The 14,943-nt window shown below is 72.0% G+C and carries 10 protein-coding genes and 1 pseudogene; 5 read left to right on the top strand and 6 right to left on the bottom strand.

The window, feature by feature from the left end; translation table 11 throughout:
* Both GT042_RS05930 and GT042_RS05925 read left to right on the top strand, forming a co-directional pair.
* A partial coding sequence (locus tag GT042_RS05930; RefSeq protein ID WP_161307639.1) for a molybdopterin-dependent oxidoreductase occupies positions 1 to 582 on the top strand: 582 nt, incomplete at its 5' end.
* Positions 582 to 1,082, top strand: coding sequence for a hypothetical protein (locus tag GT042_RS05925; protein WP_202532415.1), 501 nt, complete (start codon positions 582 to 584; stop codon positions 1,080 to 1,082). The genes GT042_RS05930 and GT042_RS05925, both read left to right, overlap by 1 nt.
* Before the next feature lie 10 nt (positions 1,083 to 1,092).
* Here the strand turns inward: GT042_RS05925 and GT042_RS05920 are convergent, their stop codons facing one another.
* Positions 1,093 to 1,947: a helix-turn-helix transcriptional regulator gene (locus tag GT042_RS05920; RefSeq protein ID WP_161307638.1), complete on the bottom strand. Its 855-nt coding sequence runs from the start codon at positions 1,945 to 1,947 to the stop codon at positions 1,093 to 1,095.
* A 134-nt stretch (positions 1,948 to 2,081) separates the two neighbouring features.
* Here GT042_RS05920 and GT042_RS05915 point away from each other — a divergent pair, with 134 nt between their 5' ends.
* The 3 genes from GT042_RS05915 to GT042_RS05905 are packed head-to-tail and all read left to right on the top strand — an operon-like array spanning position 2,082 to position 4,388.
* Positions 2,082 to 2,387, top strand: coding sequence for a 4a-hydroxytetrahydrobiopterin dehydratase (locus GT042_RS05915; RefSeq protein WP_161307637.1), 306 nt, complete (start codon positions 2,082 to 2,084; stop codon positions 2,385 to 2,387).
* 46 nt (positions 2,388 to 2,433) lie between these two features.
* Positions 2,434 to 3,417, top strand: a complete 984-nt coding sequence (locus GT042_RS05910; RefSeq protein WP_161307636.1) for an AraC family transcriptional regulator — start codon at positions 2,434 to 2,436, stop codon at positions 3,415 to 3,417.
* 32 nt (positions 3,418 to 3,449) lie between these two features.
* A complete protein-coding gene (locus tag GT042_RS05905; protein ID WP_161307635.1) occupies positions 3,450 to 4,388 on the top strand; it encodes a class I SAM-dependent methyltransferase in 939 nt (312 codons plus the stop codon).
* 100 nt (positions 4,389 to 4,488) lie between these two features.
* Here GT042_RS05905 and GT042_RS05900 read toward each other — a convergent pair whose 3' ends face one another.
* The 5 genes and pseudogenes from GT042_RS05900 to GT042_RS05880 all read right to left on the bottom strand — a co-directional run.
* Positions 4,489 to 5,289, bottom strand: coding sequence for an aldo/keto reductase (locus GT042_RS05900; protein ID WP_161307634.1), 801 nt, complete (start codon positions 5,287 to 5,289; stop codon positions 4,489 to 4,491).
* 128 nt (positions 5,290 to 5,417) lie between these two features.
* A complete protein-coding gene (locus GT042_RS05895; protein WP_202532414.1) occupies positions 5,418 to 7,241 on the bottom strand; it encodes an AMP-dependent synthetase/ligase in 1,824 nt (607 codons plus the stop codon).
* A 238-nt stretch (positions 7,242 to 7,479) separates the two neighbouring features.
* Positions 7,480 to 12,693, bottom strand: a complete 5,214-nt coding sequence (locus GT042_RS05890; protein WP_161307633.1) for a NaeI family type II restriction endonuclease — start codon at positions 12,691 to 12,693, stop codon at positions 7,480 to 7,482.
* Positions 12,686 to 13,615 carry an AAA family ATPase gene (locus GT042_RS05885; protein ID WP_161307632.1) on the bottom strand — a complete coding sequence of 310 codons (930 nt, stop codon included), beginning with the start codon at positions 13,613 to 13,615 and terminating at the stop codon, positions 12,686 to 12,688. Before GT042_RS05885 ends, GT042_RS05890 begins: the two co-directional genes overlap by 8 nt.
* A gap of 6 nt (positions 13,616 to 13,621) precedes the next feature.
* Positions 13,622 to 14,943, bottom strand: a pseudogene (locus tag GT042_RS05880) (hypothetical protein); the annotation flags it as partial.

Raw genomic sequence — 14,943 nt, 5'->3', positions numbered from 1 at the left:
GAGCGGCGCTCACTGCTGCTGGGCCTGGCCGCGGCGGTCGGCGCGGTCACGCTCGTCTCGGCCGGACAGTCCGTCACCCCACTGCGGAGGCTGGTGCTCCTGGCCCCACGCGACCCGCGGGTCGGCCCGCAGGGCCTGCCGGTCAACCGCACGGCCAGGGCCGCCGGCATCACCACCGACGACCTGCGCGGGTGGCGGCTGCGGGTCGGCGGACCGAAGCCGTACGAACTCACCCTCACCGAACTCCGTGCCATGCCGCAGACCCGCGTCGAACTGCCCATGGCCTGCGTCGAGGGCTGGTCCAAGTCCGCCCACTGGGAAGGAGTCCGGATCAAGGACCTGCTGGCCCGGGCGGGGCTGCCGGACGGCGCGCCGCTGCGGATCGTCTCGATGCAGCGGCACGGCGGGTACGGCGTTTCCGCGATGGACAGCGCGTACACCCGCGACGGGCTCACCCTGCTGGCCCTGCGCCTCAACGGCGAGATCCTGGCACCGGACCACGGCTATCCGGCCAGGATCATCGCGCCGAACCGGCCCGGGGTGCTCCAGACGAAGTGGGTCACACGACTGGAGGTGCTGTGATGCCGCAGACCGACAGGAAGACCGCATCCGCCTCGCCCACCGCCACCGCCGCGACCACCGCCGCGACCACTGTCCGTATCGCCCTCGGCTCGCTCGGCGTGGCCGCGCTCGGCTTCGGCGCGTACGAACTCTTCACCCTCACCCGCCCCGGCGACCCGCTGAACGTGGCACTGTGGCTCGCCGGCGCGGTCGCCCTGCACGACGGGCTGCTCGTGCCGCTGGTCCTCGGCGCCGGACTGTTCGTGGGCCGCTCCGGATCCCGTACGGCCCTGCGCGGCGGCCTGCTGACGGCCGGTTGCCTGACGCTGCTCGCGCTGCCGCTGATGCTCCGCCCCGGAAAGCCGAACAACCCCACGGTGCTGCCGCTCGACTACCCCGTCAACTGGGCCCTGGCACTGGCCCTGACCGCACTGGCCACGGCCTGCGTCGCCTGGGCGACCCGGCCCCGGCGCGCGCGGCGCACCTCCGAACCGTCCCCGCCCCCACCCGGCACGGACTGACCGCCGCCGCCTACGTGGTCACCGACGCGAGGTACTTGGCCGTCGCCGGGTCGGCCGGGAGGAAGGTCTCCATGGCCAGTTCGGCGACGGTGACGTCCATCGGCGTGTTGAACGTGGCGATGGTCGAGAGGAAGGACAGCGCGTGGCCGTCGTGCCCGATGCGCAGCGGCAGCGCGAAGCCCGGGAGCACGGGGCACGGCGCGCCGTCCGCCGGCGTCAGGCTCCCGGACGGGGGCACGGGGTACGCCGCCACCTCGTCGTACAGCTCACGCAGGGCGGGGGAGCGGGAGAGGGCCAGCTGACGTTTCATCTGGTCCAGCAGATGCCCCCGCCACTCGGGCAGGTTGAGGATGCGCGGGGCGAGCCCCTCCGGATGGAGGGTGATCCGCATGACGTTCAGCGGCGGGGCGAGCAGGTGCTCGGGCAGGCCCTCCATCAGCAGGGCGATGCCCCGGTTGGCGGCCACCACCGTGTACGTCCCGTCCACGATCACCGCCGGGTACGGCTCGTACGCCCGCAACAGCTCGGTCAGGCCCTCGCGCAGGACGTCCATGGCCGGGTCGTCCAGCGTCGTCTCCGTGTAGCGCGGCGCGTAACCGGCCGCCAGCAGGAGGGCGTTGCGCTCCCTGACCGGTACGTCCAGGTGCTCGGCCAGCCGCAGCACCATCTCCTCGCTGGGGCGTGAGCGGCCCGTCTCGACGAAGCTGATGTGCCGGGCCGACGAATCGGCCCGGAGGGCCAGATCGAGCTGACTGATCCGGCGCCGCCGGCGCCAGTCGCGCAACAGGGGGCCGACGGACGAGGCCGGGGCGGATGCGGGGGTGGAGGCGGGTACGGGTATGGGTGCGGGGCCGGGGACTGCCATACGGGGACGGTAGTGCACCCGCCCGGCGGCACGGCGGAGTCCCCCGCCCGACCTCGACAGGAGGGACCGGCCGGAACGACGTATCGTCGGCCGGGTGAGGAGCGTCCCTCCCCGAGCCGTGAGGAGCCCCGGTCATGCCCACCGAGCCACTGTCGCCGCAGGAGACCGAGGACCGGCTGGGGGAAGTCCCCGGCTGGTCCCTGGAGAACGGCCGGATCACCCGCACGTACCACCTCGGCTCGCACCGGGCCGCCGCCGCCATGGTCGCCCACGTCGCCGTGATCCAGGACGAGTTGAACCACCACTCCGACCTGACCCTGGGCTACGACACCGTCTCCCTGACGGTGAGTACGCACGACGCGGGCGACGCCGTCACCGGCCTCGATCTCGACCTCGCGCGCCGTGTCGAGGACATCGCACCCGCACACGGCGCGAACTGACCGGTGCCGCGACCGGCACCGTGGCCCCTGCATTTACGCTGGTGACATGGACGTACTCGCCGGACTCCTCGACGGACCGCGCGCCAGGGGGGCCTTTCTGCTCCGCATGGTGATGGAACCGCCGTGGTCCGTCCGGATCGAGGACCGTGCCCCGCTCTGTCTGATGTGCGTCACGCGCGGGGAGGCCTGGATCGTTCCCGGCGACGGGGGCGACGCGATCCACCTGCGCCCCGGCGACGTGGCGATCGCGCGCGGCCCCGACCCGTACACCGCCGCCGGCGACCCGGCGACCACCCCCCGCGCGCTCATCGGCCCCGGCGGGGTCTGCCACACCCTGGAGGGCGAGCCGCTCGCGCAGTCGATGCGGCTGGGCGTACGGACCTGGGGCAACGCCCCCGACGGGGCGACGACGATGCTCATCGGCACGTACCAGATGGACGGCGAGGTCAGCCGGCGGCTGCTGGACGCCCTGCCCGCCCTGATCCACCTGCCCGCCGACGCGTGGAACGGGCCGTTGATGCCGGTCCTCGACGACGAGATCTCCCGGGACGAACCGGGGCAGAGCGTCGTTCTCGACCGGGTCCTCGACCTGATGCTGATCGCCGTGCTCAGGGCGTGGTTCTCGCGCCCCGGCGCGGAGGCGCCCGGCTGGTACCGCGCCATGGCCGATCCGTCGGTCGGCAACGCCCTGCGGCTGCTCCAGAGCGACCCGGCCCAGCCCTGGACGGTCGCCTCGCTCGCCACGGCGTGCGGTGTCTCGCGGGCCGGGCTCGCCCGCCGCTTCACCGACCTGGTGGGGGAGCCCCCGATGGCGTACCTGACCGGCTGGCGGCTGGCGCTCGCGGCGGATCTGCTGCGCGGTTCTGACGTGACGGTCGAGGCGGTGGCGCGGAAGGTCGGCTACAGCGGTTCGTTCGCGCTGAGCACGGCCTTCAAGCGGGTACGGGGCGTCAGCCCGCAGGAGTACCGGGCGGGCGTGGCGGCGCAGCGCCCGGCACCGGATTCTTTGCCGGAACCGCAACACGGTTAGCCAGAGCGGCACCGGGCGGGCAGCCTGGGGGCATGAGTCCTCACGACGACGCCCACGTACACACCGCCCAGGCGCACACCGCCCACGCCCACGGCCAGGGGCACACCCACGGCAGTGAATCCTTCGACTTCGACTGGGGCGTTCTCAGCATCCAGCTCGAACAGGAGGCCGAGATCCGCCGTCCGGTGTACCGGCAGGCCGCCGAGTGGATCGCCGGCCTCCTCCCGCCGTCCGGCGCCCGCCGGGTCCTGGACATCGGCAGCGGCCCCGGCGTGGTCTCCGCGCTCCTGGCGGACGTCTTCCCCAGCGCCGAGGTGGTCGCCGTCGACTCCACGCCCGAGCTGCTGGAACGTACCGCCGCCCGCGCCGAACTCCTCGGCCTGGGAAGCAGAGTGAGCACGCGCCTCGCCGAACTCCCCGACGCCGTCGACACCTTGGGAGAGGCGGACGTCATCTGGGCGGGCAACTCGCTGCACCACCTGGGGGACCAGCTCGCCGCGCTCGAAGGGTTCGCCGGGCGGCTGCGGCCCGGCGGGGTGCTCGCCCTCCTGGAGGGCGGCCTGAGCGCCCGCCACCTTCCCCGGGACCTCGGTACCGGCATGGGCAGGCCGGGGCTCGAAGCGCGCTTCGAGGCGCGGCTGGCGGAGTGGTTCGGCGCGATGCGCTCCGAACTGCCCGGTGCCGTACGGGAGACGGAGGACTGGCCCGCCCTGCTGACCGCCGCAGGTCTGGAACCGAGCGGCACCCGCTCCTTCCTGCTCGACATCCCGGCCCCGGCGCCCCCTCTCGTACGGGAGCAACTCGTCAGGACCTTCGCCCGGTTGCGGGACAAGAACCTGGCGGAGGGGTCGGCCGACGACGGGGAGATCCTGGACCGGCTGCTGGACCCGGAGGACCCGCGGGGACTGCTCAAGCGCCCGGACGTCTTCCTGCTGGAGGCCCGGACGGTGCACACCGCGCGCAAGATCTGAACCCGTACAGAAGCGTGGCCGCACACAGGCGCGGCGCCCCCGACCGGGAGCGCCGCGCCTGTGCAGTCGCGTGTACGTGGAGTCGTTTACGTGCAGTCGGTCAGCCCTCGTCGAGCGCCGCGAACGCCGCCAGGTCGTCGGCGTCCAGCTCGAAGTCCGCCGTGACGGTGTCGAAGTTCTCCCGGATCCGGGACGGCGTGACGGACTTGGGGATCACCACGTTGCCCAGCTGGAGGTGCCAGCGCAGGACGACCTGCGCCGGGGTCCTGCCGTGCTTGCGGGCGACCGCCACCACCGTCGGGACGTCCAGCAGGTTCTTGCCCTGGGCGAGCGGCGACCAGGCCTCCGTGGCGATGCCGTGGTCCGCGTGGTAGGCGCGGGACTCGGCGCGCTGGAGCCGCGGGTGCAGCTCGATCTGGTTGACGGCCGGGACCACCGAGGTCTCGGCGGCCAGCCGCTCCAGGTGCTCGGGCAGGAAGTTCGAGACACCGATGGACCGGGCGCGGCCGTCGGCGAGGATCTTCTCGAACGCCTTGTACGTGTCCACGTACAGGGCCTTCTCCGGCTGGGGCCAGTGGATCAGGTACAGGTCGACGTAGTCGAGGCCGAGCTTGGCCAGCGAGGTGTCGAAGGCGCGCAGGGTCGAGTCGTACCCCTGGTCCGCGTTCCACAGCTTCGTGGTGACGAACAGCTCGTCGCGGGGGATGCCGGAGGCGGCGACGGCCTGCCCCGTGCCCTCTTCGTTGCGGTAGATGGCCGCGGTGTCGATGCTGCGGTAGCCGGCCTCCAGCGCGGTGCCGACGGCCTGCGCGGTCTCGTCGTTCGGCACCTGCCAGACGCCGAAGCCGAGCTGGGGCATCTCGATGCCGTTGTTGAGGGTAACGGTGGGGACCTTGCTCACGAGCGGGCGATCCTAACGTTGTCGATACGTCGTCGATGGGTTCTCGGCCGTTCAACGATCGCCGGGGCGGACAGATTCCCGGCGCGTCACCCACAGCTGACGCCACCGGCCGGGCACCCTCCCGGGCGCTACTTGTAGAGGGCCTCGACCTCCGTCGCGTACGCCGTCTCGATCGCCTTCCGTTTGAGCTTGAGCGACGGCGTCAGCAACCCCCGCTCCTCACTGAACGGATGCGCCAGGATCCGGAACGTACGGATCGACTCCGCCTGCGACACCGCCGTGTTGGCGGCCACCACCGCCCGCCGGATCTCCAGTTCCAGGTCCCGGTCGCGTACCAGCTCCCGGTCCTTGAGGGGCGGCTTGCCCCGCATGGTCAGCCAGTGCTCCACCGCCTCGTGGTCGACGGTGACCAGGGCGGCGATGTACGGGCGGTCGTTGCCGACCACGATGCACTGCGCGACCAGCGGGTGCGCCCGGACCCGTTCCTCCAGCGCCCCGGGCGACACGCTCTTGCCGCCCGACGTGACCAGGATCTCCTTCTTCCGGCCGGTGATGGTGAGATAGCCGTCCTCGTCCAGCGACCCCAGGTCACCGGTGGCGAGCCAGCCGTCGCGCAGGACCGCGTCGGTCGCCCGGCTGTCGTTGAGGTAGCCGGAGAAGAGCAGGCCGCCGTGCAGCCATATCTCGCCGTCGTCGGCGATGTGGACCGTGGTGCCGGGGATCGGCTGCCCGACCGTGCCGAAGCGGGTGCGGTCCGGCGGGTTGACGGTGGCCGCCGCGCAGGACTCGGTGAGTCCGTACCCCTCGAAGATCGTGACGCCCGCGCCCTCGAAGAAGAGGCCGAGCCGCCGGTCCATCGCCGAGCCGCCGGAGAACGCGTGCCGCACCCGCCCGCCCATCGCCTCCCGCACCTTGCTGTACACGGCCTTCTCGAAGAACTGGTGCTGGACGCGCAGCGCGGCGGACGGCCCGGGTCCGATCCCGAACGCCCGGTGCTCCCGCGCCTCCGCGTGCCGCACCGCCACCTCGACCGCCTTGTCGAAGGGCCCGGCCTTCCCCTCCGACTCGGCCTTGCGGCGGGCCGCGTGGTAGACCTTCTCGAAGACGTACGGCACGGCCAGGACGAACGTCGGGCGGAACGCGGCGAGATCGGGCAGGAGCGCGCTCGCCCGCAGCTCCGGCTGGTGGCCGAGCTTCACGCGCCCCCGGATCGCCGCGATCTCGACCATCCGCCCGAAGACGTGCGCGAGCGGCAGGAAGAGCAGCGTGGACGCCTCGTCGCCGCGCCGGGAGTGGAACACCGGCTCCCACCGGCTGATCACGGTGTCGGTCTCGTACATGAAGTGGGCGTGGGTCAGCACACAGCCCTTGGGGCGGCCCGTGGTGCCGGAGGTGTAGATGACCGTGGCCACGGAGTCCGGCGTCACCGCCTTGCGGTGCCGGTGCACGACCTCGTCGTCAATGGCCGCGCCCGCCGCGAACAGTTCGTCCACCGCCCCGGCGTCCAGCTGCCACAGCCGCTTGAGGCGGGGCAGCTGGTCGATCACGGAACCGACCGTCATCGCGTGGTCCTCGTGCTCGACCATGCACGCCGTGACCTCGGCGTCGTGCAGCATCCAGTGGACCTGTTCGGCCGACGACGTCGGATAGATCGGTACGGACTGGGCCCCGACGGACCAGAGGGCGAAGTCGAAGAGCGTCCACTCGTAGCGCGTACGGCACATCAGGGCGATCCGGTCGCCGAACCGTACCCCTTGCGCGAGCAGCCCCTTGGCCAGCGCCAGCACCTCGTCACGGAAGACGGCGGCGGTCACGTCCCCCCACCGGCCCTCGTCGTCCTTGCGGCCGAGGGCGACCCGGTGCGGGTCGTCGCGGGCATGCTCGAACACGGCGTCCGCGAGCCCACCTACGTGGGGCGCGGCCGCCAGGGGAGGAACGGTGAATTCGCGCAATGACCTGCTCCTTGGACGCTCCGCACAGCGCCGGTGACGGTACCCCACGGCGGAGTCGGGCGGGAGGGCGTGCACATAACCGGAGCGAACTCGTATCGCCACAGGTCAGGGCGGGGGACCGGGCCGGCGCGGCAGGGTCCGTACGCACTTCTGACCGAAGAGTAAGTAACGGGAGCCGCAATCTCCACCGAATCCGTACGCCACACTCACGCACGCTCTACCGCCTGCGCGGAGGGGGTCACGCCCCGTCCGTACCGCCTTGCGCACTGTCCGCACTGTCCCCTTCCTCCACGCGGACACTGACCCATTCGTCCGCACCGGGGGGCGGCACACCCAGCCGCTCCGCGGCCTCACGCTCGTCGGGCCGGTGCCCCAGGACGATGATCCCTTCGGCGTCGAGAACGCGGCGCGCGTCCCGGATCCGCCGGGCGACCTCCGGCTGCCGGGCCACCGTGCGGACGGTCGCGATGGGGATCGGGCGGTTCTGGACCCGCCGGAACAACTCGGCCAGCCGCTCCGTCCCCGACCCGCGCGAGAGGATGGCGGCGCGGTCGGGACCCGGGATGCTCACGAGGAGGTTCTCCGGGAGTTCGGCGTCCTGGTGGAGCCACTGCACAGCGGTGACCACCGCCGACGGCCGGAGAGCGCGCATCGCGTCCCGGTTGCGGGGGCCGTGTTCCAGCAGCTTTTCCCGTACGCGGATCAGTCCGGCCGACCAGACGGAGCGGGCCTCGTCGGCGTGCACGACCAGGCAGATCTCGTTCACCGACTCGGGCGGGAACAGCCAGCTGGGCCCCCGCAGCGAGAAGCGGACGTCGAACTCGACGTCGGCCATCCGCATGGTCAGGCGGTCGCCGCCGTCGAGGTCGAACTCGTGGCGGGTCTCCCGCGCGATCTCCACTTCCAGGGCCGCCAGCATGCCCGGCGGGGCGTCGCCGAGGTCCACCTGGTCGGTCCGTGAACTGTCGATCACCGCGTCCATGCAATCCCTGATCAGGTGAGCCATCCGGCGCCCGCCCGCGTCGGCATCGTGGAAGGCGTCGGAGAGCCGTTGGAGCTGGTCGTCGATCGCGCTCTCCCCGTTGGGGATTTGGACAAAGGCCCGGACGCCAGCAAGAGGAGCGGTCTTGAGCCTTACCGGGACAAATAATCCGGCGAGGGAAGTAGCGTTCCGATGCTGACTTGCCAGCCGCATGGCGGGCTCGGACACGATCAGCTTGCGGATGGGGCCGCGCGCCTTCCCTACGCCGAAGGGATCGTTTTGACGCAGCAGGGCGAGCGCCAGGCGGGTGTGGGGTCGTTCCTGTTCGGGCGGGGGCGAGCCCCTGTCCACAGCGATGCTGAGGCTCAGGTGGGGGTCGTCAAGTGACCAGGGCAGGTCGTGTGCGAGAGCATGGAGGACCGTGAAAAGAGGAACGCTCCACTCGGTGGTCACCAGAAAAACGCCGTTGTCCTCCGACCGGAATTCCATGAGATGTTCGCCGATGCCACGTTCGAGGAGAACCCCGCGCACGGTCCAGGTGGCGATTTCGGTCAGCGCCGACTGTTCGGCCCGCCCGCGACGGGCGAAACCTTCGATACCGACCGCGACGACGGTGGACCACCCGGTCAGGCTGGAGTCAGTCATGGTCGAACGGTTGGTTGAGTAGTTGGGGTGCTCGCGAAGGATGCGATCGCTGAGGAAGGCAGGGTGCTCCGTCGCGGGCTCGTGATCCGTGGCCGCCAGCAACTCCTCCACTCCCGCCGCATCGACGGGGTCGGAGTCCGTGCTCATTCGGTATAGCGTCAGAGCCCGGAGCCATCGGGTTCTGGCCTCGGCTGTTCGGCCCAGGTCGGCTAGCGCGCGCCCCCTCAGAGTCTCGGCCTCGGCACGGCGGCTGTACGACGTGGCGGTCCCGAGCAACCGTACGGCCTCGCACGCCGAGTGGAGGGCATCCTCCGGCGCTCCGGTCGCCAGCAGAGTGCGCGCCATCCCGAGCCGGACCAACGCCTGCCAGCGGGGCCGGCCGTGCGACTGGAGCAGACGGAGGGCCTGCTGGTGCGTTTCCAACGCCTCCGCGTGATCGCCGTCCGCCCCCTTAACTTCGGCGAGTACATAGAGCATCTGGCCGTGTTGCCACGTAGCACCCAGCGTTCGCCAGCGTTGCTGGGCTTCGACGGCAGAGTTCAGGGCCATGTGGAAGCGTCCCGCCTCCAGGTAGAGCAGGGCGAGGCTGTGCAGGGCCGTCGCCTCGGCATAGAGGTCATTGTCGTCCTGGGCGAGGGAACGTGCCCGGATGAAGTGGCCCTCCGCCATCTCGTAGTCCCTGGCCTCTTGGACGATTGTGCCCCTCAGCTGCGCGACGAGCCCGGCGGTTGCCGGGTCGGAGGCCAGGTCGGGAATCGCCGCGTTCAGAGTGCGGTCCGCATTGGCGAAGAGCCCAGTGCCGACGTAGCTGTGTGCGAGGGCGAGTCGGACGCGGGCCTGAACAGGGCCGGTGCTGAAGGCTTCGGGCACCTGTGCCAGCGCCAGCGCGGTGTCACGATACTGCTCGGAGTACGGTGGGGACAGTGCCAGATCCCGCAACAGCAGCAGCACGTCGGCCTGCACCCCCACGGAGTGCTGGGAGACCGACGACCGTGGGGTCAGCGCGGCCAGCGCGTTGGGCGCCTCGACCAAGAACCAGTCGATGCCGGCTCCGGCCGGTACGTCCGCGCCATTGGGGTCTCCGTACCCCGGCCCCAGCTTCAGCCGTTCGGTGAGCCGGTCGCCGGGCCGGTCCGTCGTGTACGCGCGTACGGCGGCGTCCCGGTAGTGGTTGAGAAGGCGTCTCTCGGCCCGCTCTCGGTTCCGGACGCCGATAGCGTGGAACGCCCTGCCCCGCACGTATGCGTGCACCCCGGTTTGGAAGTGGTAGCGGAACCGCTCCCGCCCCGACCGCTCGATCAGACCGAAGCGGACCAGGGTTTCCACTGTATCGACGGCGTCGGGGTAGTCCGCGCCGAGGGCAGCAGACACCTCGTACGCGGTCAGGTGTACGGCCTCCGGCAGTGAGAGCAGGAACAGTGCGGTCCTGAGCGACACGTCCAGGTCACGAAGGCGTGCGTCCAGGATTGGCTCCAGTACGTAGGAGAAGAGGTCGGGAAGTCCCCGCAGGGAGTCGAGCGCCGCAAATGGGGAAGCGGTCGAAGCCAACCAGGACGAGACCAGAGCCAGTCGGAGCGGCCATCCGCCGCAGTACTGGACGACCTGCGGGGCGAAGCCGTTCGGCAGGTCAGGGAATGCCTCGCCGACGAGTTGTTCCGTCAGCGCCACGGCGCTCTCTCTATCCAGCGGCGGCAGGTCCACCTCGACCATCCCGTCTACCCGAAGGTCGCGCATCCGTCTGCCCGTGACCAGGACGCCGCAGCCGGTGGATTCGGGCAGCAAACGAGTCACCTGGGCCGCCGTGTAGGCGTCGTCCAGCACGACCAGCACCCGGCGCCCGGCCAGCGTCGCCCGGTAAAGCCGGGCCCGTCCCTCGACATCTTCCGGGATGAGTTCAGGGTTGACGCCCAGGGCCAGGAGAAAGCCGTTCAGGACGGCGGAGGCGTCCAGCGGCTGGTCGGTGGATCCACGGAGGTCCACGAACAGTTGACCGTCCGGGAACTGTTCCTTCACCGCGTGCGCCGCACGTACAGCGAACACGGTCTTCCCGGTCCCAGGGAACGGGCCCTTAGTGGCTGTGACCCCCACCACCGGTGTCCCCGGCGCGGACAGCAGGGAGGTAACGGAACGCATCTCCTTCGCGCGTCCCACGAACAACGCATCTCCCTGGCGGGGAAGTTGACGGGGCCGCCCAGCGTCCCGTACCTCGTCCTTCTTCCGCACCCCTACCGTCGGGGAGACTGCTCCGGTACCCGCCGACGACAACCCCAACAGCTCCAGCGTCCGCTCCGACGCCTGCCCGAACGGCCCCCGCCCGGCGGCGAGTTCCGTACCGCCCGCCGGGTTGTGGGCAACCGCCGGCAGCTGTCCCAGCCCGTCCCCCTGGGACGACACATGACGGCTGATCGCCCGGTTGATCCGCCACACCTCGTGCTCCGCCAGCTCCTTCCGCAACCGCTCCTGCACGGCGGACGGCAGGCTCAGCTCGACAGAGCCCTCGGCACCACCCACCGCCTCCGCCCCCGCCCCGCCATCCAGCACGAGCAGCCCACTCGTCAGCAACTCGGCCACATCCGCCGTCGTCGCCTCCGGCACCAGCTCCCGCCGGATGATCTGGAGCAGCCGCAGGCTCAGCCGGTCGAACGTCGAGCTGAGTACGGCCAGGCGTACGGCGGCCGGTGCGGCCGTGCGGACGAAGCCCTCCACCCGGCGCTCGTCCGGCGCCGCGACGGCGGGCCGGCCGCTCCCCGGGCCGCTCACCCGGCCCCCGGACGGGACCAGCACCGCGCCGCACCCCTCGGGCGCGCCCCGCATCACCGTGCGTGACCAGCGGTCCAGCGTGTGCGGGGAGAGCGACAGGACGGGGACGGGCAGCCAGGTGTCCCCGTCCGGCACCTGCGGCAGCAACACCGGTGCCTCGAACGGCAGATGGGTGTTGGGAGCGCCCGGCGCGCCCGCGCCCACCCGGACCGTGGGCAGATTCAGTCCCGTTCCCCGCCACAGTTTGACGGGCAGCGGATCGAGCAGGGCGACGGGCGTCGTCAGGGACCACTCCCGTACCAGCCGCCAGACCGCCGCCTCCCGCCAGGCGGGTGCCGCGCAGTCGGACACCACCACGACCAGGCGGCGCGCGTCCGGCGACCGCAGCTGGCCGTGGCTGGTCAACGCGCCCTGCGCGCCGCGCAGTTCCGGCCGGTGGTCGCCGTCGAAGGTGAGATCGCGGACCTGGAGGGTCCGGAAGGCGCCCAGCCGGTCCAGCACGGCCGTGAAGTCGGCGATCGTCTCCCGCCACACCCGCATCGCGGGGGACCGGTCCACGACCAGCACCAGGTCGAACCACCGCTCGGGCGCCGGTGTGAACGCCGGGATCAGCTCCCCGCTCCTCGCGTACGCGTCGACCGTGGCGTCGATGTCCAGGGCCTGCCTGCGGCCCTCCCGCCACGGCCGCTTCCACGGGCGCAGCGCGCGGGTCACCTCCAGCGCCTCGGGCAGACCCGAGGCCCGGGACGCGCTCACCGGGTCCCCGGTGATCCGGGAGGCCGACCCGGACAGCCTTTCGTGCAGGGCCCGTTCACCGCTCCCACCGGCCGGCTCCGGCGTCGCCGCGTGGGACGTACGGGAGCCGGCGGGCCGCTCCGCGCCCTCGGCCGAAGCCGGGGCAGCTGCCGGCGCCCCACCGTCCGGTACGGCGGCGGGCTCCGGGGCAGGTTCGTCCGGCGCCATCAGCGCCGCCAGCCACAACGCCTCCGCGAGGGACGTGCCGTCCAGGTCGGGCACCCCGGCGTGCAGCGCCGCCACCGCCCGCGCCAACGGCGTCTCAGGCACGGGACAACTCACGCAGGACGATCTCCATGACCTCCTGCTCGTCCTCCGCCACCGGCGCGCTCCCGCCGGTCAACAGGTGCACGGCGTTGAGGAGTTGGTCGACGGCCAGCAGTTCCCCGCCCGCGACCCGCGCGACGAAGGCCGCGACCAGCGTGTCGACCGCCGCCGAGCGGTCCGTACCGACCTGGAGATGCGCGTCCACGACCTGGCGCAGCGCCTCCACCGTCAGACGCGGCATGGTGAAGCGCACGCACCGCCTCAGGAAGGCGGCGGGGAAGTCCCGTTCCCCGTTGCTGGTCATCACGATGAAGGGAAAACTCGCGCACCGCACCCGGCCGCGCTCGACCTCGCTCCGGGCGTCGCCGCCCCACTCCCGTACGGAGACCCTCTCCTTCCGGTACCTGGCCAGCTCGGCGATCTCGAACTCGCCCCGCTCCAGCACGTCCAGGAGGTCGGAGGGCAGATCCAGGTCGCTCTTGTCGATCTCGTCGATCAGCAGGGCCCTCGGGTGGGCCGCCGGGAGAAGTGCGGTGCCCAGCGGGCCCAACTGGAGGAACGGCGCGATGTCGTCGCCGCCCGCCGGGCCCTCCAGCCGCTGCGCGTGGATACGGCCGAGCGCGTCGTACCGGTACAGGGCCTCGGTGAGGGTGCTGCGGGACGTGATGTGCCAGCGCAGCACGTCCCCGAGCTTCAGCTCGGCGGCCACCTGCTCGATCACCGTCGACTTGCCGGACCCCGGCGCCCCCGTCACCAGCAGGGGGCGGCGCAGCGCGAGCGCCGCGTTGACCGCCTTGACCAGGCCCCGCGGCGGCTTGAACTCACGGTCGAGCGCCTGCCGGGGGAAGCGGCGCCACGGGGGTGGTTCCCCCAGGTCGACGTCGCGCGGTGTGCCGTCGCCGACGTAGAAGGGCTGCCAGGTCATCAGGTGTTACTCCGCATCAGTGGTGGGACGCGTGTCCGTGGCGGACAGCACATGGGTCGTGGACGGTGGCGTGGACGGTGGCGCGGACCCCTCGAACCACTCGCAGAAGTCGAGCCATTCCGGGTCGTGCCACACCGACCGCAGCCGGGCGAGGTCGTCCCGCCCGTCCGCCGGTGTGCCCTCCTGCCAGCTGCGCCGGTACGCCTCGCTGAACTCGGCCGGCAGCAGGTGCCAGTACTTGTCGAGGTTCTCGCGCGAGGTGTCGGGCACCCCCGCCTCCCCGTCCGGCCACAGGACGATCGGCGCGTGGGCCAGCAGCACCTCCATGACCTGGTCGAAGCGGGTCGGCAGGTGGGCCAGCGCCACCGCGCCCGGATAGGTGCCCAGCCGCATCCGGCGGTCGAGTTCCTGGGCCTGCCCGGTCTCGTGCTCGGCCAGCCAGTCGACGGGCGCCCCGCCCGCACCACCGCCCCGCGCGGAGACGGCGGCCATCGCCTCCAGCTTCTCCTGGGCCCGCAGGTTGATCCACCACAGGTGCTCGGGCGGGCAGAGGCGCTCGCTCCAGCGCAGGACGACGTCGTACGTGACCCCCAACCGCATCCCGAAGTCGGTCTCTTCGGGACGCCAGCGCAGCAACAGCGCGGAGGAGGCGGCCACTTCGACCCGGCGGAGCCGTACACCGACCTTCTTCGCCTCGGCCGACGCCCACCGCAGGATCTCGGCGAGCCGTCGCTCGACCCCGGACCGGTCCGGGGTGCAGGTGAACTCCCGGTGCGCGTGCTGCTTCCCCCGGTCCAGCAGCCACGCGTCGAGCGTCTCGGGCCATTCGTCCGCGACCGCCGCGTGCAGGCTGACGACCAGCCGCAGCCGCGTCAGGTCGCTCCGCCGGGACAATTCCTCATGGGCGTCCGAGAGTTCGACCCCGGCACCCACGTCCCTGGCCCAGGCGTGCAACCGGGGGTGGCCCGGCTCGATGCTGTCCTCGGCGGCCAGCGCGGCCACGAAGGCCGCCAGTGGCGCGGTACGGCTCCCGCCGACGCGCGGGGCCCGCAGGCGCAGGAACTCCACGGCGTCCCGCAGCAGTTCACTGCCCGTGGTACCGGGAAGCCGCACCGCCGAATCGGCACCGGCGGCGAGCAGCGCCCGCCGCAGCCGCTCGGAGGTCAGCGGTCCGCCCGGCCACTCGCCCAGCAGCTCCAGGGTGAGCACCCCGTCGAGCAGGCCGTCCACCACACGGACCGCCCATGCCGTCTCCTCCCGGGACCCGCCCCCGCCGGGCGGCCGGGCGCGCAAGGAGTCGCGCAGCCGCTCCAGGCCGGCCACGCCGG

The sequence above is a fragment of the Streptomyces sp. SID3212 genome (assembly GCF_009865405.1).
GTDB lineage: Bacteria > Actinomycetota > Actinomycetes > Streptomycetales > Streptomycetaceae > Streptomyces.
The sequence above is the reverse complement of the archived record's forward strand: the minus strand, read 5'-3'. Positions and strand labels throughout refer to the sequence as shown.